The 24271-nt window shown below is 68.8% G+C and carries 21 protein-coding genes; 13 read left to right on the forward strand and 8 right to left on the reverse strand.

The features are described 5' to 3' along the window. Positions 1-25 precede the first annotated feature (25 nt). On the forward strand, positions 26-1768 hold the full coding sequence (locus CA982_RS14910) for a PEP-utilizing enzyme (protein WP_086536067.1): 1743 nt from the start codon (positions 26-28) through the stop codon (positions 1766-1768). Positions 1769-1776: 8 nt separating this feature from the next. Then, a complete protein-coding gene (locus tag CA982_RS14915; RefSeq protein ID WP_244176286.1) occupies positions 1777-2778 on the forward strand; it encodes an MDR family NADP-dependent oxidoreductase in 1002 nt (333 codons plus the stop codon). 65 nt (positions 2779-2843) lie between these two features. On the opposite strand, the gene CA982_RS14920 is transcribed toward CA982_RS14915, so the two are convergent. The 4 genes from CA982_RS14920 to CA982_RS14935 all read right to left on the reverse strand — a co-directional run bounded on the left by CA982_RS14920 (position 2844) and on the right by CA982_RS14935 (position 6620). Next, entirely contained in the window at positions 2844-3641 is a 798-nt protein-coding gene (locus CA982_RS14920; RefSeq protein ID WP_086536069.1) for a maleylpyruvate isomerase family mycothiol-dependent enzyme, read from the reverse strand. A gap of 88 nt (positions 3642-3729) precedes the next feature. Next, positions 3730-4395, reverse strand: a complete 666-nt coding sequence (locus CA982_RS14925) for a histidine phosphatase family protein (RefSeq protein WP_086536070.1) — start codon at positions 4393-4395, stop codon at positions 3730-3732. Continuing rightward, a complete protein-coding gene (locus CA982_RS14930) occupies positions 4392-5042 on the reverse strand; it encodes a histidine phosphatase family protein (protein ID WP_086536071.1) in 651 nt (216 codons plus the stop codon). The genes CA982_RS14925 and CA982_RS14930 overlap by 4 nt, the downstream gene beginning before the upstream one ends. Before the next feature lie 18 nt (positions 5043-5060). Beyond that, positions 5061-6620 carry an AMP-binding protein gene (locus CA982_RS14935; protein ID WP_086536072.1) on the reverse strand — a complete coding sequence of 520 codons (1560 nt, stop codon included), beginning with the start codon at positions 6618-6620 and terminating at the stop codon, positions 5061-5063. A gap of 265 nt (positions 6621-6885) precedes the next feature. Between CA982_RS14935 and CA982_RS14940 the strand changes: the two genes are divergently transcribed. Genes CA982_RS14940 through CA982_RS14965 form a run of 6 tightly spaced genes read left to right on the forward strand, consistent with a single transcriptional unit; the run spans position 6886 to position 13247 of the window. Further along, a complete protein-coding gene (locus tag CA982_RS14940; RefSeq protein WP_244176288.1) occupies positions 6886-7917 on the forward strand; it encodes a thiamine pyrophosphate-dependent dehydrogenase E1 component subunit alpha in 1032 nt (343 codons plus the stop codon). An 18-nt stretch (positions 7918-7935) separates the two neighbouring features. Further along, positions 7936-8991 (forward strand): alpha-ketoacid dehydrogenase subunit beta, encoded by a 1056-nt coding sequence (locus tag CA982_RS14945; protein ID WP_208617960.1) that lies wholly within the window; start codon positions 7936-7938, stop codon positions 8989-8991. A gap of 2 nt (positions 8992-8993) precedes the next feature. Further along, on the forward strand, positions 8994-10430 hold the full coding sequence (locus tag CA982_RS14950) for a dihydrolipoamide acetyltransferase family protein (protein ID WP_086536073.1): 1437 nt from the start codon (positions 8994-8996) through the stop codon (positions 10428-10430). Positions 10431-10432: 2 nt separating this feature from the next. Next, a complete protein-coding gene (locus CA982_RS14955) occupies positions 10433-10825 on the forward strand; it encodes a Zn-ribbon domain-containing OB-fold protein (RefSeq protein ID WP_086536074.1) in 393 nt (130 codons plus the stop codon). After that, complete coding sequence (locus CA982_RS14960) at positions 10822-11973, forward strand: thiolase family protein (RefSeq protein WP_086536075.1); 1152 nt, start codon at positions 10822-10824, stop codon at positions 11971-11973. The genes CA982_RS14955 and CA982_RS14960 overlap by 4 nt, the downstream gene beginning before the upstream one ends. Positions 11974-11984: 11 nt before the next feature. Continuing rightward, positions 11985-13247 carry an acyl-CoA dehydrogenase family protein gene (locus CA982_RS14965; protein WP_086536076.1) on the forward strand — a complete coding sequence of 421 codons (1263 nt, stop codon included), beginning with the start codon at positions 11985-11987 and terminating at the stop codon, positions 13245-13247. A gap of 594 nt (positions 13248-13841) precedes the next feature. Here the strand turns inward: CA982_RS14965 and CA982_RS14970 are convergent. From CA982_RS14970 to CA982_RS14980, 3 genes are read right to left on the reverse strand one after another with little or no spacing between them, the layout of a single operon-like run. Next, entirely contained in the window at positions 13842-14912 is a 1071-nt protein-coding gene (locus CA982_RS14970; RefSeq protein WP_086536077.1) for an acyl-CoA dehydrogenase family protein, read from the reverse strand. Between the two features lie 10 nt (positions 14913-14922). Next, on the reverse strand, positions 14923-17466 hold the full coding sequence (locus tag CA982_RS14975) for a putative PEP-binding protein (protein ID WP_086536078.1): 2544 nt from the start codon (positions 17464-17466) through the stop codon (positions 14923-14925). Beyond that, complete coding sequence (locus tag CA982_RS14980; protein WP_086536079.1) at positions 17463-18089, reverse strand: hypothetical protein; 627 nt, start codon at positions 18087-18089, stop codon at positions 17463-17465. The genes CA982_RS14975 and CA982_RS14980 overlap by 4 nt, the downstream gene beginning before the upstream one ends. Before the next feature lie 256 nt (positions 18090-18345). On the opposite strand from CA982_RS14980, the gene CA982_RS14985 reads away from it, so the two are divergent. Both CA982_RS14985 and CA982_RS14990 read left to right on the forward strand, forming a co-directional pair. Continuing rightward, positions 18346-19845 carry an aldehyde dehydrogenase family protein gene (locus CA982_RS14985; protein WP_086536080.1) on the forward strand — a complete coding sequence of 500 codons (1500 nt, stop codon included), beginning with the start codon at positions 18346-18348 and terminating at the stop codon, positions 19843-19845. 30 nt (positions 19846-19875) lie between these two features. Then, positions 19876-20355: a nuclear transport factor 2 family protein gene (locus CA982_RS14990; RefSeq protein WP_086536081.1), complete on the forward strand. Its 480-nt coding sequence runs from the start codon at positions 19876-19878 to the stop codon at positions 20353-20355. Here CA982_RS14990 and CA982_RS14995 read toward each other — a convergent pair. Continuing rightward, a complete protein-coding gene (locus tag CA982_RS14995) occupies positions 20352-20870 on the reverse strand; it encodes a VOC family protein (protein WP_086536082.1) in 519 nt (172 codons plus the stop codon). The two genes, CA982_RS14990 and CA982_RS14995, sit on opposite strands and share 4 nt — an antisense overlap. Before the next feature lie 98 nt (positions 20871-20968). Between CA982_RS14995 and CA982_RS15000 the strand changes: the two genes are divergently transcribed. From CA982_RS15000 to CA982_RS15010, 3 genes are read left to right on the forward strand one after another with little or no spacing between them, the layout of a single operon-like run. Then, positions 20969-21856 (forward strand): sugar phosphate isomerase/epimerase family protein, encoded by an 888-nt coding sequence (locus CA982_RS15000; RefSeq protein WP_086536083.1) that lies wholly within the window; start codon positions 20969-20971, stop codon positions 21854-21856. Continuing rightward, entirely contained in the window at positions 21853-22830 is a 978-nt protein-coding gene (locus tag CA982_RS15005) for a TIGR03621 family F420-dependent LLM class oxidoreductase (protein WP_086536084.1), read from the forward strand. Before CA982_RS15000 ends, CA982_RS15005 begins: the two co-directional genes overlap by 4 nt. A 7-nt stretch (positions 22831-22837) precedes the next feature. Then, positions 22838-23884 carry a zinc-dependent alcohol dehydrogenase gene (locus tag CA982_RS15010; protein ID WP_086536085.1) on the forward strand — a complete coding sequence of 349 codons (1047 nt, stop codon included), beginning with the start codon at positions 22838-22840 and terminating at the stop codon, positions 23882-23884. The last annotated feature ends 387 nt before the right edge of the window (positions 23885-24271 follow it).

A 24271-nucleotide genomic window follows, 5' to 3' on the forward strand; every position in this document is an offset into this window, starting at 1 on the left:
CGGTCCCAGCAGAGACGAGAACGACATGTCCGAACAGCGCTGGTTGGTCGACACCGAACCGAGTGCACGTCTACCCATCTACACGCGGCTCAACGCCAGCGATGTGCTGTCCGATCCCATCACGCCGCTCGGCGCCGACCTCGGGTGGATTCAGAACATCCTGCCGGGCTGGAACGCCGGCTACGCGTTCCACGGCAGCTACTCGCTGGTGGAGAAGCCGGACGTCGCCGCCTCGTCGGGGATCTTCTACGGACACCTGTACATCAACCTGTCGATGTCGCGGCTCGTGGGCATCCGCGGCGGTCTCTCGGTCGAGCTGGTCGACCAGCTGTTCTACGGCGGCGACCCGGACATCCCCGAGTACGTCGGCCACCCCGACGACGAGAATGCCGATGCCAGTGCGCGATTGGCTGCTCGCAATGCCTGGATCCTGTCGACCGAGGCGTTTCCGGAACTCGACGAGGACCGGGAGTTGGCCGATCGACTGCGCACCGAACGTCCCGATCTCGCGAGCCTGACCCCCGTCGCGCTCGTCGCCCGGGCGCGGTCGGTCATGCCTCTCGAGCGCGCCGCGTGGCGCGGTGAGGTCGCCGCGACCAATGGCGCGGCGGTCGGGCCGTCGGTGCTCGGCCAGCTCCTCGGGCCCGACAACCAGGACCTCATCGTCACCCTCGTGGGTTCGGCGGGCGACGTCGATTCGGCCCTGCCGTCGTTCGCGCTCTGGGAGCTGGGACGGATGGTGCGCGCCGACGAGCGCCTGACCGAGGCGTTCGATCAGGGAATCGACGGCATCGCGGCTCGGGTGGCCGGGGTCGATCCGAAGTTCGACGCGTCGTTCGCGGACTTCCTTGCCGAGTTCGGCTACCGGGGGCCGAACGAATGGGATCTCGGCTCGACGTCGTGGGAGACCAAACCGGAGTTGGTGCTCGGGCTCATCGACCGCCTGCGCCTGCAGGAGGATTCCGCGTCGCCGACCGCACGGCTGGCCGAGCATGCGGGCGACACCGACGCCGCCCTCGAACGTGCACGAGCGATCGTCGGCGACGACGCGGAGGCACAGGCGACGCTCGACGCGGCTCTCGCCTCGGCACGTCGCTTCGCGGCCTGGCGCGAGCGGGCGAAGACCAACTGCATCAAGGTGCTGCACGAGGCGCGAGTCCCGTTGGCCGAGCTGGGCCGACGGCTCCACGAGCAGGGTCACCTGGCCGCCGCCGACCACGTCTTCATGGCGGTCGACGAGGAACTGGACCTCCTCGCCAGCGAGCCGTCCGCGCTCACCGACACCCTCGCCGAACGGCACCGTGCCTGGAAGGGGCTGTCCGGTCTGGATCTGCCGACCTTCCTCGACACCCGTGAGCCGTTGCCACCGCTGTCGAGTCTGCGTCGCAAAGATCAGGTCGAGGTGGATCAGGTGACATCGGGTGAGGTCCTACAGGGTTCCGGGGCATCACCGGGAGTGGTGCGCGGACGGACCCGCACCATCACCTCGATGGACGACCTGGACAGCTTCGAGGTGGACGAGGTCCTGGTGGCACCGCAGACCGATCCGTCCTGGACACCGCTGTTCATGGTGTCCTGCGCGGCCATCACCGACGTCGGCGCCATGGGGTCGCACGCGATGATCGTCAGCCGGGAGCTCGGGATTCCCTGTGCTGCCGGTGTTCCGGCAGCAACCCGTCGGATCCCCGACGGCACGCTGGTCGAGGTCGACGGGTCGAAGGGCACGGTCACCATCCTCGAATTGCCGGCCACGGCGCAGAGCTCATGACCAGCGGCGTGACGACGACCACACGGGCGGTCTTCCTTCGGAAGCGTCCCGACGCCGGTGTACCGAAGCCGGAGAACTTCGAGGTCCGCGAGACCGACGTCGGCCCCGTGCGGGGCGACCAGATCCTCGTCGAGAACCGCTACATGAGCGTGGATCCGTCCATGCGGGGGCGGCTCGGCACCTCTGAGATGCACTACACCACCAGCTTTGTCGAAGACGCGCCGCTCGACGGTTCGGCGATCGGAGTGGTCGTCCGTGGCAACGACCGGATCCCGGCGGGCGCCTGCGTCCGGCATCGTCTGGGCTGGCGCGACCTCGCCGTTGTCGATGTCGACGCGGCGGCGGTCATCGAACCGCGCGGAGTGGATCTGCATCACTGGCTGGGCGTGCTCGGGCAGCCGGGGTTTACCGCCTACTGCGGTCTTCTCCGTGCCGGCGGCCTCCGGGCCGGTGATGAGGTCTTCGTGTCCGCGGCCGCGGGTGCGGTCGGCAGCGCGGCAGGGCAATTCGCGCGACTACTGGGCGCGAGTCGCGTCATCGGCAGCGCGGGAGGCCCGGCCAAGGCGGCGTTGCTGACCGAGCGACTGGGATTCGACGCGGCGATCGATTACCGCTCCGAACCGGTGGCCGACGGTTTGCGCCGGGTCTCGGACGGAATCGACCTGTACTTCGACAACGTCGGCGGCGATCACCTGATCGCAGCGCTGCACCGCCTCCGAATGAACGGGCGGGTCGCTCTGTGCGGGATGATCTCGGCCGTGGGCGACGACCGACCGCCGGTTGATCATCTGATGCAAGCCATCCTTAAACGGATCACGTTGACCGGGTTCATTGTTCGTGATCACGAGGACCTCCGAGCGGAGTTCGAGGATCGCGTCCTCGGTTGGCTGGCGGCCGGCGAGCTCGTGGCCGAGTCCACGATCCACCGCGGCATCGACAACGCGGTCGAGGCGTTCCTGGCGATGCTCGACGGCGGCAACGTCGGAAAGATGCTCGTCGAACTCAACTGATCGACGCTGATATCCAGAGAGCCCGGTACGCGATGCGTTCCGGGCTCTCTCGTCGTGCCGACCGGTCAGACGATGTCGAGGGTGTCGAGGACCCGTGCGGCATGGGTGTCGTCGCCGTGGATGCTCACGTGGTCGCGCCAGGGGGAGCGGGTTGTGCCCCAGAGGACGAAATCGGCTGCGGAGGAGGTGATCACGGTGTCGGTGCGCTCGAGACCGGAGCCGACCGAGAGCAGCGTCGCACCGGGGTGCAGCGACCATTCGCCACCTCCTGGTCCGGTGAGGCGCAGTCCGATGGTGCGGCCGTCCAGGGCGGTGTTCACCGTGGGGCACATCTGCGGCAACCCGGCGAGCATCCAACCGATCGCCGCACCCAGCAACGCTTCCTGGCTGCCGTCGACCGGGCGGGACACCGGGCCCTCCGGCGCGAGGAGGTCGACGTACATGTGACACCACATGTCGAAGGCAAACGCATCGGAGAGCTGATGTGTCTCATAGGTTCCCAGGTCGGTGAGGGTCATCGGCGTGGACGCGATCGCGGGATCCTGCATTGCCGACAACACGTCCATGGCCGGGCCCACCGTGCTGAGGAACTCATCGGCGACCTGGGTGGGGGTCCAGTCCCATCGCTCGTCGACGAGACGGTCCTGGAGTTCCTCGGCGGTCGTCGGGGGTGGGACGGACGGATCGGGTTCGGCCGGGTTCACGATCGCGGCGAAGTTCGAACCCGTGTGTGCCACCAGATTTTTGACCGACCAGCCGGCGCACCGACTCGATGCCGACCACTCGGCGGGGGTCAGACCGCGGATGATGGATGCATATTCGGCGGCGAGTGTTCGGCTCGCCTCCACGCCGGCATGGCTCATGAGGTCTCCTGGAATCGACGATCGTGATGTGTTGCACATCACTGCGATACCGGAAGAGTAACAGGTTTTTGTGTAAAGAAACCTGGAGTCAGCCAAGATGCGCTGTCTCGTTGACCGATTGCACCACGAGGCGGCCGGAGCGGGTGACCGCGATGCGTGACACCGACGTGTAGGCCGGGTTGAAGAAGAATGGCGACGGCGCCCGGAGGATGTCGCTGAGGAGAGTGTTGATGACGCCTCCGTGGGAGACCAGGACCGACAGCTCGCCGGGTGCGGCTGCCGCGGCATCGAGCACCGCCGAACGCATCCGGGCCGCGGTGGCGTCGCGGTCGTAGTCGGGGACGAAGTCGTCGTACCGGCCCTCGGCGAACGCCCGGCCGCGGTCGGTGGCGGCGATGGCCTCCGGGGTCGCGTAGACCGCGCGATCGCTGTCCCATTCACGCAATCGCTCGTCGACCCGGACATCGAGTCCGAGCGGTTCGGCGGCGTGCCGCGCCGTCTCGTGCGCGCGCATGTACGAGCTCGCGACCACTTGCACGACAGGGAGTCCGCGCAACCAGCTACCGAGTCGCCGGGCCTGGTCGACCCCCTCGGGCCCCAGGCCGGGATCCGGACCGGCCGGTCCGCCCGGCAGCCCGTGCCGTACCAGGATGATCTTGCTGGCCGCGGCCACCGTCTCGTGACCGTCGGTGGTCGCCTGTCGGAGGGACGTGGCGCCGCGGGTCTCGGCGTCGGAGGTCGTGATGCCCGTCATCGGGCGAGCTCCCCGTCGAACCCGGTGGCAGCGAGCGCGTCTCGGCCGGAGTCGAACGGAACGCCACGCAGATGCGCGGTGTCGTTGACGGAATCGACGACGAGGACCCCGGAGTCGAGCCGGCGCACCCGCGCGACGCTGGTGTAGGCGGGGTTGTGCCAGAACGTCTTCGGCATCTCCAGCACATCCGCCAGGGCGGCGTTGATGATCCCGCCGTGCGCAACGGCAACTATCCGGCCGCTGTCCCGGAGAGCGAGTATCTCCTCGAGTGCCGAACGCGCGCGTCGCCGGAAGGCTGGCAGATCGAGAGACGGCACGTACTCCTCGTACCGCCCGGAACTGACGGCGAGGAGCCTCGGGTCGTCGGCAGCCATGTCCTCGACGGCGGTGTAGTCCTCCGGCGAGATGTCGTCGTCCCACTCGCGGAGGTCCTCGAGCACCCGGTCCACGTCGCGGGAGAGTTCCGCGGCGATCACCCGGGCGGTCTGCAGCGCCCGGGAGTACGGGCTCGCGACGATCAGGTCGATCTCGTCGTGCCGCAGCCAGGTCGCCAGGCGCCGGGCATCGTCGATCCCCGCGGGTGCCAGTTCGGGATTGCGGATTCCGGAGACCGGCTGGCCGTGCCGGACGAACAGGATCTCGATCATGTGTGCCTCTCGGTGTGCTCAGCCGGTGATGGTCCGGTCGGAGTCCCAGTACGGACGCCGTAGCGCCTTCTTGTCGAGCTTGCCCATCGCGTTGCGCGCCAGATCGTGAACGACGACATAGTGTTTGGGGCATTTGTACGAGGCCATCGACTCCCTGGCGAAGGTGCGGATCGCCTCGACATCGGGTTCGGTGCCCGCGGTCGGGACGACGAGTGCGAGCAGCGCCTCGCCCAGGTCGGCGTCGGGTACCCCGATCACCGCGACCTCGGTGACGTCCGGGTGCCCGCGCAGCACCTGTTCGCTCTCCGCCGGGTACAGATTCACGCCGCCGGAGACCACCATGTCGGCCACGCGGTCGGTGATGTAGACGAAGCCGTCCTCGTCGACATGCCCGACGTCGCCGAGCGTCGCCACGCCGGGGAGAATGTAGGCCCTGGCGGTCTTCTCCGGGTCTCCGTGATAGGTGATCTCGCGACCCGCCGGCGTGCGGAAACCGAGGACGCCGGTCTCACCCGGTCCCAGGACCTCCCCGTCCGAGCCGACGACCACGACCTCGAACGGGTCGATTACGCGACCGACCGAACTCGGGTGGGCGAGCCATTCGTGAGAGTCGATCTTGCAGACGGTGCCGATCTCGCTGCCGCCGTACGACTCGATCAGAACCGGTCCGAACCAGTCGATCATCGCGCGTTTCACCTCGGCGGGGCACGCCGAACCGGTGTGCGCCACATAGCGGAGGGACCCCACGTCATACGACGACCGGGTCTCCGACGGCAGGGCGAGCAGGCGCTGGAAGTGTGTCGGGACCATCAGCGTCGACGCGACGCGGTGGGTGCCGATGAGGTCCAGGATCCTCTCGGCGTCGAAGCGGCCGAGGATGACGACCGGCTCACCCGACAACAGATGCCGGATGGAGGTGAGCGGGCCGTTGTGCTGGAGCGGGCCGACGACCAGATGCGGACCGGCGGGGTAGCCGGACCGTGCCGCCACCGCGGTCTGGAATGCGGCCGCGTCCGGCGCGGGACCGGGCAGCCAGCGGACCTCGGTGCCGCGCGCCCGGCCGGTCGTCCCGGAGGTGTACACCAGCGGCGGCCGTGCCGGACGTTCGGAAAGGTCGGTCGGCGGGTCCACCGGCGTCGCGACCAGGTTCTGCCACTCCAGGTGGGCAACCGCGGCCGGGAGCCGGACCGGATCGTCGATGCTGTGGGTGATCACTGTGGTCAGGCTCCCGGTGGCGGCGGCGCCGGCCGCCGCTTCGAACCCGGCCGGCCCGGTGATCACGGCGGCGCAACCGGCATCGGCGAACTGATCGGCCATCTCGCGCGCCGTGAGCTGGCGGGACACCGCGACGGCTCCGATGCCCGCGCCGATGGCGGCGACATGGGCGAGCAGGGTCTCCACCCGGTTCTCGCCGACGATGGCGATCCGATCGTCGGGGGAGGGGGCCACCGCGCGCAGCGCGCCGGTCAGACGTTCGAGAGATGTGGCGACGGTCTGCCAGGTCAGGGCAGCGGAGTCGTCGGACAGTGCGAGGGCATCGGGGTCGGCCGATGCCCGATCACGGATCCGGTCGAGCATCGTCTCACCACTCCTTCTGGGTGGCCGGCTCGTTGCGCTCCCGGTGCCGGCCTGAACGGGTTGTCGTGCGCACTCATCGTGGGGTTAACTGGACACCAAGTCAAGTAACGGTCCACCTAAGCCGAATCGGATCGACTAACTTGATAGTGATTCTACTAACAATCGTCTACAGTGGTGACACATACTGCAGGCGAGATCAACTAAGTCCGCGGTCGCGCGGCAACCATCAGCCGCCCCACCTGCACAGTCAGCACAGAGAGGTGTCATGGTGACCACCACCGAGACCAGCGTCGCAGCCGCGACCGACCGGCCGACCCGGCCTCCGGAGCCGATGCCCGGCCGGGACGTCGTCCTCGACCTGCACCGCCGCATGGTGCGCATCCGGCAGTTCGAGACCGAGGCCGGAAAGCTGATGGAGGGCGGCAAGCTCCCCGGCTTCCTGCACCTCTACGTCGGACAGGAAGCCGTCGCGGCCGGTGCGATGAGCAACCTGCGCGACGACGACCAGATCTCGTCGACCCATCGCGGCCACGGGCATGCCGTCGCCAAGGGCGCACAGTTCCGCCAGATGTTCGCCGAGCTCTTCGGGCGTGTGGACGGATACTGCAAGGGCCGTGGCGGATCGATGCACATCAACGACCTCTCGATCGGCATGCTCGGCGCCAACGGCATTGTCGGCGGCGGTATCCCGATCGCGGTGGGAGCCGCGTTCGCGGCCAAGTACCGCGGTGACGACTCGGTCGCGATCCCGTTCTTCGGCGACGGCGCGAGCAACATCGGCGCCTTCCACGAGGCCGCCAACCTGGCCGGCATCCTCGAACTGCCGGTCGTGTTCGTCTGCGAGAACAACGGGTACGCCGAGTTCACCGCGCTGAGAAACCACATGAAGCTCGAGAACGTGGCCGACCGCGCCGCCGCCTACGCGATGCCGAGCGAGATCTGCGATGGCATGGACGCCATCGAGGTGCGCGCGGCAGTCGGGCGGGCCGTCGAACGTGCCCGCAACGGCGGCGGACCGTCGCTGGTCGAGGCCAAGACCTACCGCTACTACGACCACCAGGGCGTGAAGGGTCTGCGCAAGACCTACCGGACCCAGGACGAGGTCGAAGCCTGGAAGGAGCGCGACGCCATCAAGCTGCTCGAAGCGCGCGCCGTCTCCGAAGGCGTGGCGACCGAGGCCGAGTTCGCCCAGATCTGGGCCGAGGTCGACGCCGACATCGTCGAATCCGTCGCGTTCGCCGAGAACAGTCCGTATCCCGATCCCGCCGACATCGCGCTCAACGTCTACAGCGTCTGACCCGGAGAAGCCGAGAACATGTCCACTGCAACAGAAACCATCGCAACAGAATCCGGCGCAACAGAATCCGGCGCAGACAACGCGGCCCCGGCAGCGCGGTCCACCACCTACGTCAAAGCCTTCAACGAGGGTGTCGCGCAGGTGATGCGCGAGAACGATGACGTCTTCGTGATCGGTGAGGACGTGGCCGCCTACGGTGGCGTCTTCCACATGTACGACGGCCTGCTCGCCGAGTTCGGCGAACGTCGCATGGTCGACACCCCGATCGCCGAGATGGGCCTGATCGGCCTGGGCGTCGGGGCCGCGGCCCGCGGTCTGCGGCCGATCGTCGACATCATGTTCATGGACTTCCTCGCCGTCGCCCTGGACCAGGTCGTGAACCAGGCGGCGAAGATGAAGTTCATGTACGGCGGCGAGGTCAAGGTGCCCATGGTCATCGCCGTTGCGTACGGCGCGGGCGTGAGCGCCGGCGCGCAGCACTCGCAGAGTCTGGAGACGTGGCTCGCGCACACTCCGGGGCTCAAGGTCGTCATGCCGTCGAATGCCCGGGATGCCAAGGGATTGCTGGTGTCCGCGGTGCGCGACGACAACCCGGTCGTGTTCATGCTCAACAAAGTCCTGCTCGGTTCGCGCGGTGAGGTTCCGGAGGAGATCTACGAGATCCCGATCGGCGAGGCGGCTGTGCCGCGCACCGGTGACGACGTCACCATCGTGGCCTTCGGCCGGATGGTGGCCGAGGCGCTGAAAGCCGCGGATACGTTGGCCGAGAACGGAATATCCGCCGAAGTCATCGACCCCCGGTCGGTGCAACCCCTCGACACCGCCACGATCGTCGAATCCGCGCGCAAGACCAACCGCATCCTGGTGGTCCACGAGGCGGTGACCTTCGGCGGGATCGGTGCCGAGGTCGCGGCGCAGATCCAGGAAGAGGCGTTCGACCATCTCGACGCGCCCGTGCTGCGCATCGGCGCGCCGTTCACGCCCGTGCCGTTCAGCACTCCGCTGGAGAAGTCCTACGTCCCCGACGCGGACCGGATCGTCGCCGGAGCCCGTCGGCTGCTGGAAAGGAACTGATCGTGGCCTTCCAGATCGTGCTGCCCAAACTCGGTCTCACCATGCAGGAGGGTGTGATCGGCGGCTGGGTGGCCACCCCGGGTCAGCGGGTCTCGCTGGGCGACACCCTGTTCCGGGTCGAGACGGACAAGGTCGACGTCGACGTCGAGGCGGAGGGCGAGGGGGTGCTGGCCACCGCGGCGGAGGCGGGTGCCGTGCTGCCTGTCGGTGCCGTCGTCGGATGGCTGCTCGCCGAGGGGGAGTCCGTGCCCGAGGACGGCGCGTCGCCCGACGGTGATGCGGGACAGGGGGCAGCCGCTTCATCCGCCGCCTCGACGCCGACACCGGCCGCCGTGCCGGTGAACGGGGTCGGCACGGCGGGCGGACGGCTCAAGGCCTCGCCGAACGCTCGACGCGTCGCCGCCGAGGCCGGCGTCGACCTGCAGACACTCACCGGTACCGGCCCCGGTGGCCGTATCGTGTCCGAGGACGTCGAGGACTTCCTCGCCCGACCGCTGCCGGGTGAGGCGCCGGCGGAGCGACCGTCGGCTGCCGTCGAGCCCGGCGCGACCGCCGGATTCGTCGGTCCGGTGGTGCGCAAGCTCGCCGCCGAACTCGGCGTCGATCTCGCGACCGTGACCGGTAGCGGAATCGGTGGACGGATCACCCGCTCCGATGTCGAACGCGCCGCGGGCGAAGGCCGTTCCACCGCAGCACGATCGGCCGCACCGTCACGCGCGGGGCGGACACCGGACGGGCCACGACCCGGCGACGTGATCCCCCTGCGCGGCATGCGAGGCGCGATCGCCCGGAACATGATGGACAGCCTGCACTCGATGGCGCAGCTCACCCACGGTTACGAGGTCGACGTCACCGAACTGGTCGCCACGCGCTCGGCACTCAAGGCCGAAGCGGCCGACACCGACCGCGGCGCGCCGAGTCTCAACGACTTCGTCGTCCGGGCCGCTGCCCTCGCGCTGCGTGACCATCCGTTGCTCAACGCGGGAATCGTCGACGATCAGATCGTCGTGGCCGATCGCATCGACGTCGGTCTCGCCGTGGCGGTCGACGGTGGGCTCGTGGTCCCGGTCGTCCGTGGTGCGGACCATCTGTCGGTGATCGCGATCGCCGAGCGGACCCGGGAGCTGGCGACCGCGGCGCGTGGTGGCACGCTCGGATTGAACGACCTCGAGGGGGCCACCTTCTCGGTCAGCACGCTCGGGGCCTACGGCGTCGACTTCTTCACCCCGGTCATCAACCCGGGCAATGTCGCGATCCTCGGCGTGGGCCGCGTGAAGGACGGATTCCGCTGGGAGGGCGACACTCCGGTGCGGACCCAGGTGCTCACGCTCAGCCTGACGTTCGATCACCGCGCGGTCGACGGGGCGCCGGCGGCCGAGTACCTGCGCACGGTGGGACAGATCCTGGGGCGACCGCTCACCCTGCTGTCCGGGAACTGACCGTGGGACCCACGACGCCACCCCTCGTCGACGAGTCGCTGTTCGCGCAGCTCGATCCGCCGGTTCTGGCCGGCTCCGACTGCGCGGACTGCGATGTCGTCGTCTTTCCCGCCGTCACCCGCTGCCCCGGCTGCGCCGGCACCGCGGTGTCACGCGTGGCTCTGCCGCGGCGAGGCACCGTGTGGACCTGGACGGAGCAGGCGTTCGCGCCGAAGCCGCCGTTCCGAGTGCCGGATTCGGGCTTCGAGCCATTCGTCGTTGCCTACGTGGACCTGGGGTCTGTGCTGGTGGAGTCGCGGGTTCTCTCCGAGGTCGCGATCGGAGACGAGGTCGAGCTGCGGCTGTGGGCGCTCGACGACTGCACCACCTTCGCGTTCGAGAAGGTCGCGGCATGAGTCGCGCAGAGGTCCACATCGTCGGCGCCGGAATGCACGCCTTCGGCCGGCACGGGGACATCAGCGGCATGGACATGGGCGAACACGCCCTGCGCGCCGCCCTCGCCGACGCCGGATTGGGCTGGGAGTCCGTCGACGCCGCGGTCGGCGGCAGCAACGTCTCCGGTAAGCCGGATTCACTGGTCAATCGCCTCGGTCTGACCGGTATCCCATTCGTGACCGTCAAGAACGGTTGTGCCACTGGCGGTGTCGCGCTCGCGACCGCCACCGACATGATTCGTTCCGGTCGCGCCGAGATCGTTGCGGTCGTGGGCTTCGACAAACACGAACGCGGGGCGTTCGGTTCCGACCCGGCCGCCTATGGGCTGGGGCCGTGGTACGCCCGTTCCGGAATGATGGTCACCACCCAGTACTTCGCGATGAAGACGCGCCGGTACTTCGCCGAACACGGTCTCGACGAATCCCTGCTGGGCGCCGTCGCCGAACGGGCCTTCGCCAACGGCGCCGTGCACCCGATGGCGTGGCGTCGAAAGCCGCTGTCCGAGGCCGAGATCCTGTCCGCAGCGCCGGTCAACAGTCCGCTCACCCAGTACATGTTCTGCTCGCCCGGCGAGGGCGGGGTGGCCCTGATCCTCGCCTCCGGCGAGCGTGCTCACGACCTGTGCGACACGCCCGTCCGGTTGGCCGCGGCGGAGGTGCGTACCCGACGCTTCGGATCGTTCGAGGTGTTCTCGCCGTGGTTGGCTCCACTGCCGGTGCACAGCCCCAGCATCGACGCGGCGGCTGCCGCGTTCGCCGTCGCCGGTGTCGGACCCGCCGACGTCGACGTCGCGCAGGTGCAGGACACCGACAGTGGTTCGGAGGTCATTCATCTCGCCGAGACCGGACTGTGTGGGCATGGCGAACAGGACGAGCTGATCCGGTCCGGCGGTACCGACGTCGACGGCCGCACGCCCGTGAACACCGACGGCGGTTGCCTCGCCAACGGCGAGCCGATCGGGGCTTCCGGATTGCGGCAGGTCCACGAGGTCGTCCGCCAGCTGCAGGGGCGTGCCGAGGGGCGACAGGTGCCGGGCAACCCGGAAGTCGGATTCACACACGTCTATGGCGCGCCGGGGCTTTCGGCGTGCACCGTTCTGACTGTTTGAGGAGGAAGCCGATGTCGGCACCGGCACAGACGACCGTCGATGCGGGCGGATCGGACCTCGATGCGTTCCGTGCGGAGGTGCGGGACTGGCTCGCCACGGTCGCCGCGCCGCGCTCGGCCACCATCCGGGGTCCGGCCGACCTGGCGGTGTTCCGGAATCTGTCCGACGAGCAGGAACAGCAACTGCTGGATGCGGCGCGGAACTATCGCCGACAGCGGTTCGACGCCGGATACGGCGCCCTCACCCTGGCGCCGGAGCATGGGGGACGCGGACTGCCCGCGTCGTACGCCGCCGAGGTGGCCCGCGCCGAACTCGAGTTCGAGGTCCCGCGGTCGACCGAACTGATCAGTGTCACAACCGGATTGGTCGGCCCCGCGGTTGCGATGTTCGGCACCAGGCGCCAGCGCGCGGACTATGCCACCCCGTTGTTGCGCACCGACCTGTTGGCCTGCCAGCTCTTCAGCGAGCCCGGCGCCGGATCCGATCTGGCGTCGCTGTCCTGCCGCGCGGTGCGTGACAGCGACGGGTGGCGCATCGACGGGCAGAAGGTCTGGTCGTCGGGAGCCCGCTTCGCCGATCTCGGCATGCTGCTGGCCCGCACCGACCCCGACCTGCCGAAGCACAAGGGCATCACAGCCTTCCTCATCCCGCTCGACGCCCCGGGTGTGGAGATCCGGCCGATCCGGCAGATGAGCGGCGGGGCCTCGTTCAACGAGGTGTTCCTCAACGATGTCCGGGTCCCCGACACCGCGCGTCTCGGTGACATCGGCCAGGGCTGGAAGATCGCCGGTGCGACACTGGCATTCGAGCGGACGGCCTCAGGGTCGGTCACCCGCAAGAAGGGCGGGTCCGTCGCCGAGCTCGTGGAGCTCGCCCAGCAGGTCGGTGTGGTTGACGATCCAGTCGTCCGTCAGCAACTCGCCGACGTGTACATCCGGGCCGAACTGCGCAAGGCCACCGCGGACCGGGTGGCACGTGCGGCGGCCGCCGGACGGTCGCCCGGCCCGGCCGCGTCCGTCGGGAAGCTCATGGCGTCGGACGTGCTCGTCCGCATCGGCGAGATCGCCGCCGACCTGCTCGGCAACGACATCACGGTGGACACCGATCCGAGCCGATTCGCCTGGACCGAACACCTCTTGGGTAGCCCCGGCTACCGTCTCGCGGGTGGGACGGATCAGATCCAGCGCACCATCATCGGCGAACGCGTGCTCGGACTTCCGCCGGAACCGCGTGTCGACAAAGATCGGCCGTTCTCCGCACGCGACCGCCGCTGAGATGGGATCCGCTCACAACGGTGTGAGGTAGGGCGGCGCCGCCACGTCCGCTGCGGTGTGAGGAACGACTGCACCACCATCCCTGCTCCCAAATCGGAAAGAAGCGCATAACCCCTGCTCCCTGACGTGCGAGGAGCGATGCCGGTGCCATTTTCCGCTCCCTGAGGTGCGAGGAGCGATAGCGACGAGCCTCGAAGGGTCCTGGTGAGATGCGTGGGAGACCCTTCGTGACGCGCCCTCCGCAGGCTCCGGGCGCTCCTCAGGGAGCGGAGATCGACGTTCGCAAGCTCGCTTCGAAGTGTCTGCGGCCTGGTGGCCGTCGTGCCTCATGAAAGAACGAACTCCGCGGGTGCGAGTGGCCGAGTTCTCTCGCTGAGGTGCGAGGAGTGATAGCGGTGCCTTCCTCCCCGCTCCCTGAGGTGCGAGGAGCGCTAGCGACGAGCCTCGAAGGGTCCTGGTGAGATGCGTGGGAGACCCTTCGTGACGCGCCCTCCGCAGGCTCCGGGCGCTCCTCAGGGAGCGGAAGGGGCGCCGCGCCACTCCGCAGGCTCCGGGCGCTCCTCAGGGAGCGGGAAGCGGCCCACGCGGAGCAGCTCACCAACCCAGGGTGACGGCGAGGCGTTCGCGGTGAAAGGTGCTCGTTCCCAACAGTTGTGCGTCGGCACGGGCGCGGCGGAAGTACAGGTGGCAGTCGTGCTCCCAGGTGAAACCGATGCCGCCGTGGAGCTGGAGGGCCTCGGCGCTGACGGTGCGATAGGCATCGCTGCACCAGGCCCGAGCCACGGACGAGGCCTCGGCGAGGTCGTCGGCATCGACGGCGCGGGTCACCGCGGACCGTGACGACTCGACGAGTACGAGGAGATCGGCCAGCGTGTGTTTGACGGCCTGGAAGCTGCCGATCACGCGATCGAACTGCCGCCGTTCCTTGACGTAGTCCACGGTGCGATCGAGTATCCGCTGGGCGCCCCCGACCTGTTCCGCGGCAAGGACGATGCATGCGACGTCGAGGGCGGGCAGGATGACGGCCTCCGGCGGGCCGACGGCATCCAGTCGGCGCACGGGCACCTCGGACAGCGTGACCGCGGCATGTGCGCGGGACAGGTCGAGTGTGGGCAACGGTGTCGTCGACACGCCGGGATGCCTGGCGTCACAGAGGAACAGCGCGGGACCGTCCGGGGTGTGTGCGGGCACGACGAACCACCTCGCGCCGGCGGCGCCGAGAGCCGAGGCGGCCACACCGCACACCGTGTCACCGGCAGTGCTCGATCCGACCTCGAACGGGATGCTGCCGGGGTCGAACCAACCATGCCGGTCGAGACCGAGGAGCGCGGCGGGGGCACCTTCGGCGATCTGCTCCAGAGCGTCGTCGGCGCCGCCGGACCGGACCAGCACCTGGGCGGCCAACGCCGTCGACAGGAACGGCACCGGCAGCAGTCCGGCGCCCAGCTCCTCCGCGACGACGACGAGCTCCGCGAGTCCGCCCAGCCCGCCGAGGGTTTCGGGGATGCCGATCGCGGCGACGCCGATCTGTTCGGCGAGCACCGACCACGCCCGCGCATCCCATCCCGGTCCGTCGGTATCGAGGTCGCGGCAGGACGCCGGTCCGCCGAGCGAGTCGACAGCCTCCCGGACAGCCAGTCGAAGGTCGTCGAGTTCGGTTGCCATGAGGGACCTTTCAGTCAGCGTTCAGCACTGCCCGGGCGGCCGCGAGGCGGGCGACCGGCACCCGGCGCGGCGAGCACGAGACATAGTGCAGACCGACGGAGTTCAAGTACTCGATCGACGACGGATCGCCGCCGTGCTCACCGCACACGCCGAGTTTGATCTCCGGCTTGGTGCTGCGCGCGAGGAGTGCGGCCCGCGAGACCAGGGCGCCGACACCGTCGGGGTCGAGGACCGCGAAGGGACTGTCGGTCAGCAGCCCGTGTTCGAGGTAATGCGTGAGCATCGTCTTCTCGACGTCGTCGCGGGAGAAGCCGTAGGTGAGCTGGGTCAGGTCATTGGTCCCGAACGAGAGGAAGTCGGCGTCGTCGGCGAGTGATCCGGCCAGCAGCGCGGCGCGTGGTGTCTCGACCATACTGCCCACCTTGTAGGGCACCGTGATTCCCGTGTCGGCGGTGACCGACGCGGCCGCCTCGTGGACCTGGGCGATGGCCCGGCTCAGCTCTCCCGGCAGCGAGACGAGGGGGATCATCACCTCGAGTTGCGGGTGCAGGCCCTCGGCGGAGACGGCGACCCAGGCACGGAACAGTGCCTCGGCCTGGGCGGGGTAGAGCCGCTTCTGGACCATCGCGAAGCGCACGCCGCGCAGGCCCAGCATCGGATTGGACTCGTGGGTGTCGGCGGCGCGTCGCGCCTCGTCCTCGGTGCGGTACTGCCCGTCGGCGGGCAAGAACTCATGCAGGGGAGCGTCGAGCAATCGGACCGTGATGGGACGGTCGCCGACGACGCGCAACAGATCGGTGAAGTCTGCCTCCTGCGCCGCGGTCAACGCGGCGATGGCCTCGATCTCCTCGGCCTCGGAGTCGGCGAGCACCAGGCGCTGCACGAGTGGTAGTTGATCGCCGAGGAACTGGTGTTCGGTGCGGCACAACCCGATTCCCTCCGCGCCGAGGCGGAACGCGGTGGCCGCGTCCTCCGCGTTGTCGGCGTTGGCGCGCACTCCGAGTCGCCGGATGTCGTCGGCCCAGCCGAGCAACCGGTCCAGTTCGGCCGACGGCTCCGCGGGACGGATCGTCACGGCACCGCGGTACACGTGCCCGGTGCGGCCGTTGAGGGAGACGATGTCACCCTCGGCCAGGGTGAGGTCGCCGTTGGTGACCGTGCCTGCGGCCCGGTCGATCCGGAGGGAGGTGGCGCCACAGACCGCCGGACGCCCGGCGCCGCGCGCGACGACGGCGGCGTGCGAGGCGAGTCCACCGTTGGAGGTCAGGACGGCGGTGGCCGCCAGCAAGGCGGGGACATCTGCGGGACTGGTTTCCGACGCAACGAGGATCACGTTGCGGCCCTGGGCCGCCCATTGCAGTGCGGTGTCGGCACTGAGCGCGATCTCACCGGTGGCGGCGCCCGGTGACGCCGGGAGTCCCCGCGCCAGTAACTGTTCCGAACCCGTCAGCTTGATCTGCGGATGCAGCAGGTCCTGCATCAGATCCGGGTCGAGCATGGCGACCGCCTCGCGACGGCCGATGGCGTGGTCGTTGACCAGATCGACGGCCAAGGTGGTGACGGCTCTCGGCCCCGGGTGTTCGACGGCTCCGGCGCTGAGCAGGGCCATCTGACGGTCGCGCACCTCGAACTCCACCTGGGCGACCCCGCGGAGATGCGGCTCGAGGGTCGCGAAGATCTGGTCGAGGATGGCGGTCCCACCCGGCATCGAACCCAGCGGCTCGCCGGGACCTGGGTCGGGGTCGGTGCGCCGGACACCGAGATGGAAGACGCCATGGGGTGCGTACCCGCCGGTCTCGAGATCCCGGCTCGTCGCCGATCCGTACCCTGATTCGTTCCACGACCCCAGGCGCAGGGCACGGAGGTGCAGGGCGATACCGAGATCCTCGGGGAGTGACAGCGACCGACGGGTTCGCTGACCACGAGGGGAGGCCCAGCGCGCGAGCATGGCCCGCGCGGCCAGCCCGAGCTGCTCGGCCGGATCGGCGGGATAGGCGACGCCCGTCGACTCTTCGATCAGCTCCAGGAGCGCGGGTACCCGAGCGCGGCTGTCGCGGTGGTCGTCGACGACGTCGTCGAGGTCGTCGGGGTCGACGTCCAGCGCGTTCTCGGCGACGAATCGGAGCGTCTCGGCCCACGAGTCGAAGATGTCGCGATCGCGGCCGATGACTTCGACGAGGGCGTCGACGTTTCGGGTGGACAGGCCGATCACCGAGATGGCGGGCGGCAGCGCCGACACCGGGACCGGTGCGCTGCACCGCAGATGCATGAGCATCGGCCGACGCTCGGTGCGCACGGCAGGCCAGATCCCGCGCACGGCGAGCTTCTCGAGGAGATCGATGGCTACGCCGGCGGTCTCGCGGTTCGCGAGCTCCTCACCGGCTCCGACCGGGATTGTCAGACCGGGGACGACGGGTAGGCCGAGACCGACGAGATTGTCCATCTCGACGCCGTGGACGCCGAGGTCGGCTGGACCGAGACCTCGTGCGCGTCCCTGCCCGTGCGGTACCGCGATCCGGGTGAGGGTGTGGACCGCACTCTCGGACAGGGTCATCCCGCCGCGCCCGCGACGAGCTCCTCTTCGAGGGCCTCGTCCTGTGCGCGGGTGACACCGAGCAGCATCAGCACGTGCTGGTGGAGCCACATCCACACGGTGTGGTAGCCGTCGGTCATCGGTGACGTCAGGGAAGCGGTGTCCCCGTCGTCGAAACGTTCGAGGGCCACCCGGAGCCGGTCCCGGTGATCGAGGAGTTCCGGGGTGGACTTGCCCGCGCGACGCAGGAGCTTGGAGACGTCGGTGTGGATGTCGTCGAGTTGATCGCGGATCCGGGCGTCGTACTGGGGATCGGAGTGATCGTTCGCCGAGCCGTCGGGGCGGCACTGCCACGCGGTGCACAGCTCGCGCAGCCGTCGGTTGACCGGCAGGAACGAGCGCAGGAAGTCCGTCAATGCCTGCTCCTGCTCGCTGCCCTCCGGGAGGCGCACCAGTCGGCCCGCTTCGGCGATGCCGGCCGGCGTCGGCATGACCATCGGTCCCTTTGCCACGGCGTGCCCGGCATCGACGACTGCCTGCAGCTCCGCGCTGACCGGTCCGCGGTACATGCCCTTCATCACGAGCCCGACCAGCTCGTCTGCTGCGGTGGTCGGCGCCGAGATGTTGATCGCTAGGTCGTTCATGATGCTCCTGCAGGCGATGGTCGGGCCCCGGATCGGGGCGGGGATGCGCTGATCGGTGGGTGACCGGTCAACCTGTCGCGCACAGCTGTGACGCTGCTCATAAGTTACCCAAATAGTAGTGCATGTCAAGAAAGTTGGCCTAACTGTGAACAGAGTTCGGTACGGCATTGACTTACTTGACAATGACTAGTCATTCGCGGCTAGGCTTGGGCTGTGACCACCGCCACTACGCGGGGCGATGGCGGAAAGGCGCGACATGACGAGGGCAACAACGGATTCGGCGTCGGTGATCACGCATGCCGACACGACGGAGGTAGCCGGGTCGCTGGATCGGGATGAGCTGTACATCGGCGGGCGGTGGGTGCCGTCGTCTTCCGACGCCCGGATCGACGTACGCGAGGCCGCGACCGGTGAGGTCCTCGCCTGCGTGCCCGACGGGGACACGGCCGACTGCGACGCCGCGGTCGAGGCCGCGTCGGCCGCCTTCGAATCCTGGTCGCAGGTGCCGGTGACCGATCGGGTCGGCGTGCTCCGGCGTTTCGCCGACGAACTCGCCGCGCGCGAGGACGAGCTGGCCACGATCATGGCGCGCGAGGTCGGTACGCCGATCAGCCGTTCCCGCAGCGTGCAGGTGGGACTCGGGGTGGCGGTCTTCCGGACGATGGCCGAGGCTCTCGAGGCCTTGCCGCTCGAGGAACGTCGCGGGAACTCGCGCATCCTTCGGGTTCCGGCGGGCGTCGTCGGAGCCATCACGCCATGGAACTACCCGCTGTACCAACTGGCGGCCAAGGTGGCGCCCGCGCTGGCGGCAGGCTGCACCGCCGTCGTGAAGCCCAGCAGCGTCGCACCGCTCGCGGCGTTCGCCGTCGCCGACATCGCCGACTCCATGGGGCTGCCGGCCGGTGTGCTCAATGTGGTGTCGGGACCGGGCCGTGAGGTCGGGCAGCGACTCGCGACCAATCCCGGCGTCGATCTGGTGAGTTTGACCGGGTCCACGTCGGCCGGTGCCACGGTTGCCGAACTGGCTGCATCAGGAATCAAGAAAGTGACCCTGGAACTCGGCGGAAAATCGGCGTTCATCCTCGCTCCGGGTGCCGATCTCGACGCGGCCGTCTCGGCCGCGGTCCGCGGGTGCTTCGTCAACAACGGCCAGACCTGCGCGGCGACCACCCGACTGCTGGTGTCGCGTGACGACCTGGGCCGAGTGGAGGCGCGGGTGGCCGAACTCGTGGGTGCCATGACCGTAGGCGATCCACTCGACCCGTCGATCGACGTCGGACCGATGGCCTCGGCGGGTCAGCGACGTGTCGTGCTCGGATTCCTCGAATCGCTGCCGGCGGCCGCGCGCGTGCTGGTCGGCGGCGCGGACCCGGTCTCGGGTCTCGAAGCACGGCTGGCCGGGGGCTACTTCGTCCGGCCCACCGTCGTGAGCGGGGTCGACAACTCGTCCCGGATCGCCCGCGAGGAAGTGTTCGGTCCGGTGCTGACCATCCTGACGTACTCCGACGTCGACGAGGCGGTGTCGATCGCGAACGACTCCGACTACGGGCTCTCCGGCGCGGTCTTCGCCGCCGGCGATGATGCCGCGGTCGCGATCGCGCGGCGGTTGCGCACGGGTCAGGTCGCGATCAACGGCGGACGCTTCAACCCCATGGCTCCGTTCGGGGGCATGAAGAAGTCGGGCATCGGGCGTGAGCTCGGGCCCGACGGCCTCGAGGAGTACTTCGAGAAGATCTCGCTGCAGATGCCGGCATGAGCGGGCAGGCCGAACGGAGAGGGCCGGGTCATGACCACTGACCACGAGGCGATCATGTCGCTGATGGCGCGCTTCGCGCGCGGGATCGACCTACGGGACTGGGAGCTCTATCGCTCGGTCTTCACCGACGAGATCGACGTCGACTACTCGAGCTACCGGCCGGGCAACGCCGGCCGGTTCCGCGCCGAGGAGTGGGTACAGCGCGGGCGCATGCTCTTCCCGGGGCTCGCCGCGTCCCAGCACTTCCTGTCGAACTACGACATCACGGTCGATTCGACCGCCGGCACCGGTCGCGTGATCACGTATGTCCGGGCCGAGCACGTGCTGCCGAATGCGGGGGGCGACGCGATGTTCACGATCGGCGGCTACTATTCCGACGACCTGACCCGGGTCGACGGGGAGTGGCGCATCTGCGCGAAACGTCTCACGGTGCTGTGGAATTCGGGGAATCCGCTGGTACTGGCACTCGCGCGCGAACGAGCCGCCGAACTCCTCGCAGCGACGGCTTAGAACTCGCGGACAGGCCGGCGTCCGTCCCATCCGTCGGCGGCCGCGGCGACCTTCGCATACAGCGCGAGGATCGACGGCGCGGGTTCATAGATCTCGATCAGATGGCCGGCGTCGGATCGGGTGTCATGGAATGCGAACGCATGTCCGCTCGAGGTCGTCGCGGTGAGCAGTGCCGGACATCCGAGCGCCTCGAGTCGCGCCTGCTCGGCGGAGAAGGACGGCACGAAGGTCGCGACATGATGGATCCGGCCGCGGCGCGCGGTGGTCGCCGCGAAGGCCGCCGGTGCGGCCGAGTGGACTTCGATGAGTTCGACCTGCAGTGCGCCCCACTGGCCGTACGCGGACGAGTGATCGAATTCGCCGGCCTCCGCGCCGCCGCCGTGGGCACGGTCGATCACGGTGCGGCGCAGGAAGAAGGGCCCTGCTCCGGTCGTCGCGGCAAACCGCCGCGCGGCGGTCGCGACGTCGTCGACGACGTAGGCGAGCTGGGCGATCGTGCCGAGAGTGGGATGCACGTGGACTCCTCGTCGGAACTGGACAGCAGATGAGGGAGGACTACTATGATCGATGTAACACTAGTCAGAATAAAGTAACTAGACGAGAGGGTGGGACCATGACGTCGACACGCCTCGTCTCGCTCGCGTCGTTGTCCGCCCTGGCGGTGCCGCCGCCGCGGTTCATCGAATACGCGGCGGCCGGGGGATTCGACGCGGTCGGGGTACGCGTGTCCGATCGGCCCGGCGAACGCGGACACCAACTCGCCGAGGGGTCGCGTCTGCTCGCCGACACCCTGCTCGCACTGGACGATCACGGGCTGGCCGTACTCGACGTCGAGGTCGTGAAGATCCACCCGGGTTCGTCGCGATCCGATTGGGAGTCAGTGCTGTTCGCCGGCGCCGCCCTGGGTGCCCGCCATCTGATCGCCACCGTTCTCGACGACGATCGGCGGCGCGCCGGGGACAATCTCGCCGCACTGACCGAGGCGGCCGCCCAGTACGGACTGCAGTGCTGTCTCGAACCTATGGTGTTCACCGCCGTCCGCGACCTCAGGGCGGGCCGCATGCTGCTCGACGAGTCGGAAGCAATCGAAGCCGGACTCCTCCTCGACGCACTGCACTGGTCGCGTGCGGGCGGAACCGTCGACGGACTCGATGCCGAGGTCGCACGTGGACGAATCCCGTACTGGCAGTTGTGTGACGCCCGAATGACCGGTCCGGCGCGCGACGACACGGCCGCCATGACCGAGGCTCGCGGCAACCGGCTGCCACCGGGCGCGGGCGTCCTGCCGTTGCGTCGACTGGCGGATGCACTCGGGCTGTCCGCGTCCGTCAGCGTCGAGGTCCCGTCGGCCCGTGGTGCCGCCGATCCGCGCCGGTGGGCGATCGAACTCGGCACGGCCACCCGCAGGCTGCTGGCCCGCGTTCCGGTCCCGCCCGACGAATACGCCGATTCCCGCCGGTATCCGGCTCCTGGCCAACACGATTCGAAAGTTCCGTCATGACCTCACACCCCAAGCGTCCGTTCCGTTTCGCCGCGCAGGTGTACCGATCCGAGACCGGCGCGCAGTGGCGAGACACCGCTCGCATGGTCGAAGACCTCGGCTACTCGGCCCTGCACGTGTCCGACCACTACATCGGACCCGGCCCCGCGCTGGACCCCACCGCGCACCGACCGGTCACCCTTGCCCCGATCGCGAGCATGGCCGTCGCCGCCGAGGTCACCGACGAACTGGTGATCGGGTGCCGGATGTTCTGCACCAGTTACCATGAGCCCGTGGCGCTCGCGAAAGAGGCTGCGACACTGGCGATGTTCGCACCCGGGCGTATCGAGGTCGGGCTGGGTGCCGGCTGGCTGGGAGCTGAGTACGAGGCGATGGGCGTGCCGTTTCCGCCTGCGCGTGAACGTATCGACCGTCTGGCTGCGACCGTGGAGTTGTGTCAGCAGCAGTTCGCCGGGTCGCCGATCGACGTCGACCGCGGCGGCGTGCGTGCCTCGGGATTCGCGCCGCTTCCCGTGCCGGAGAAGTCACCGCCCATCATGATCGGAGGCGGCGCGCGGCGTGTGCTCACCCTCGCCGGTGCCACCGCCGACATCGTCAGCATCAACTTCAACAACCGGTCGGGCAAACTCGGTTCCGACAGCGTGGCGACCTCGACGGTGGCCGAAACCCACAAGAAGCTCGACTGGGTCCGCGCCGGCGCGGGCGGCCGGATGGCCGACATCGAACTCGAGACGGGCGCCTACTTCATCGCCATCGACGGAGCCACCGACGTCACCGAGGAATCGCTGTGCGAACGAACCGGTTTCACCTCCGCCGAGCTACGAGCGTTCCCGCATGCCCTCGTCGGATCCGTCGACGACATCTGTGAACAGCTCGAACAGCGGCGCGAGGAGTTCGGGTTCTCCTACTTCACCATCGGCGACCGGGCTCTGGAACAGTTTGCTCCGGTCGTCGCCCGCATGACAGGGAAATGAGGAACCGATGAGCACGACGACTGCACCCCGCTATGTCCGGGTGGCCGAGCCGGGAGTGATCGAGACGAACGACGATTCCGATACGACACCCGGACCCGGCGAGGTGATCGTCGACATCGGATACTGCGGTATCTGTGCGACCGACACCCACGGTTACCAGTCGGCCGGGCTGCCTCCCGCGGTGTTCGGGCACGAGTGGATGGGCACCGTGTCCGCAGTCGGCGAGGGGGTCTCGCACGTGACGATCGGGCAGCGTGTCGTAGCCGGTGTCGGACCGGCGTGCGGCGTGTGCGCCCAGTGCCGGGCCGGTCACGCCGACCACTGTGATCTCGCGTTCGCCGAGGCCAATGGCATCTCTCCCGGTGCGGCCGCCCACGGAGGTTTCGCCGACCGGCTGCGGGTCTCCGCGCGTCGCGCGATCCCGGTCCCCGACGCCCTGTCCGATATCGAAGCGGCGCTGATGGAGCCCGCCACCGTCACCTACCACGCGGTGCGTCGGGCACGAATCCCGTTGGGTGCCAACGTGGTGATCCAGGGTGCGGGTCCGATCGGTCTCCTCACCGCGCAGCACGCGCGGGCCGCGGGCGCCGGGCGCATCCTCGTCTCCGAGCCGTCACAGGCACGTCGGGACGCTGCGACGGCACTCGGTTTCACCGATGTGGTCGATCCGTCCGCGCTCGAGCAGCGCCTCGACGAGGTGACATCCGGGCTCGGCGCCGACGTCGTGTTCGAATGCTCGGGTGTGGCCTCGTTGTTCCAGCCCAGTGCCGAACTCGTCCGCCGCGGTGGGACATTGGCCCTGCTCGGATATCCCGACACCGATTCGTCGGTGAGCTACGGGGACTGGCAGAGCCGTGAGCTGACGGTCATCGGTTCACTCGCGTACACACACTCCGACTTCCTCGGCGCGATGACGCTGGTCGCCGAGGGGCGCATCGACGTCGCATCGATGCACAGCGGGACCATCGGCCTCGGCGAGCTGGAATCGATGTTCGCCGAACTCGATTCGGGCCGTAGCTCGCACACCAAGGTGCTCGTCGACCCACGGCGGTGATTCACGCCCAGCACCCTGAGGGGGCGAGCGTCGCCCCCGCTCCCTCATCCGAAAGAGCCACAAACCCACTGGTCCCTGAGGTGCGAGGAGCGATAGCGACGAGCCTCGAAGGGCCTGGTGAGACACCGTGCGAGACCCTTCGTGGCTCGCTTCGCTCGCACCTCAGGGAGCAGAGGGGGCCGCGGCGATGCAGTTCTGTCGTGGACCGCGAACGACCTGTTTCAAGGCTGCGAGCCGCACCAGTGTGCGCCGCCTCATCTCCCGGCAGGGAAAGCTGTACCCGCACGCGCGGATGGAGCTCAGCCAGCGCGGTTGTCTCGCGCGCACACCCGTGGTGACCAACAGACTTCAACTCGACTCCTAGACTTCGATCGAAGTCCATCGGTC

It is taken from the genome of Gordonia lacunae (assembly GCF_002149015.1).
Classification (GTDB): domain Bacteria; phylum Actinomycetota; class Actinomycetes; order Mycobacteriales; family Mycobacteriaceae; genus Gordonia; species Gordonia lacunae.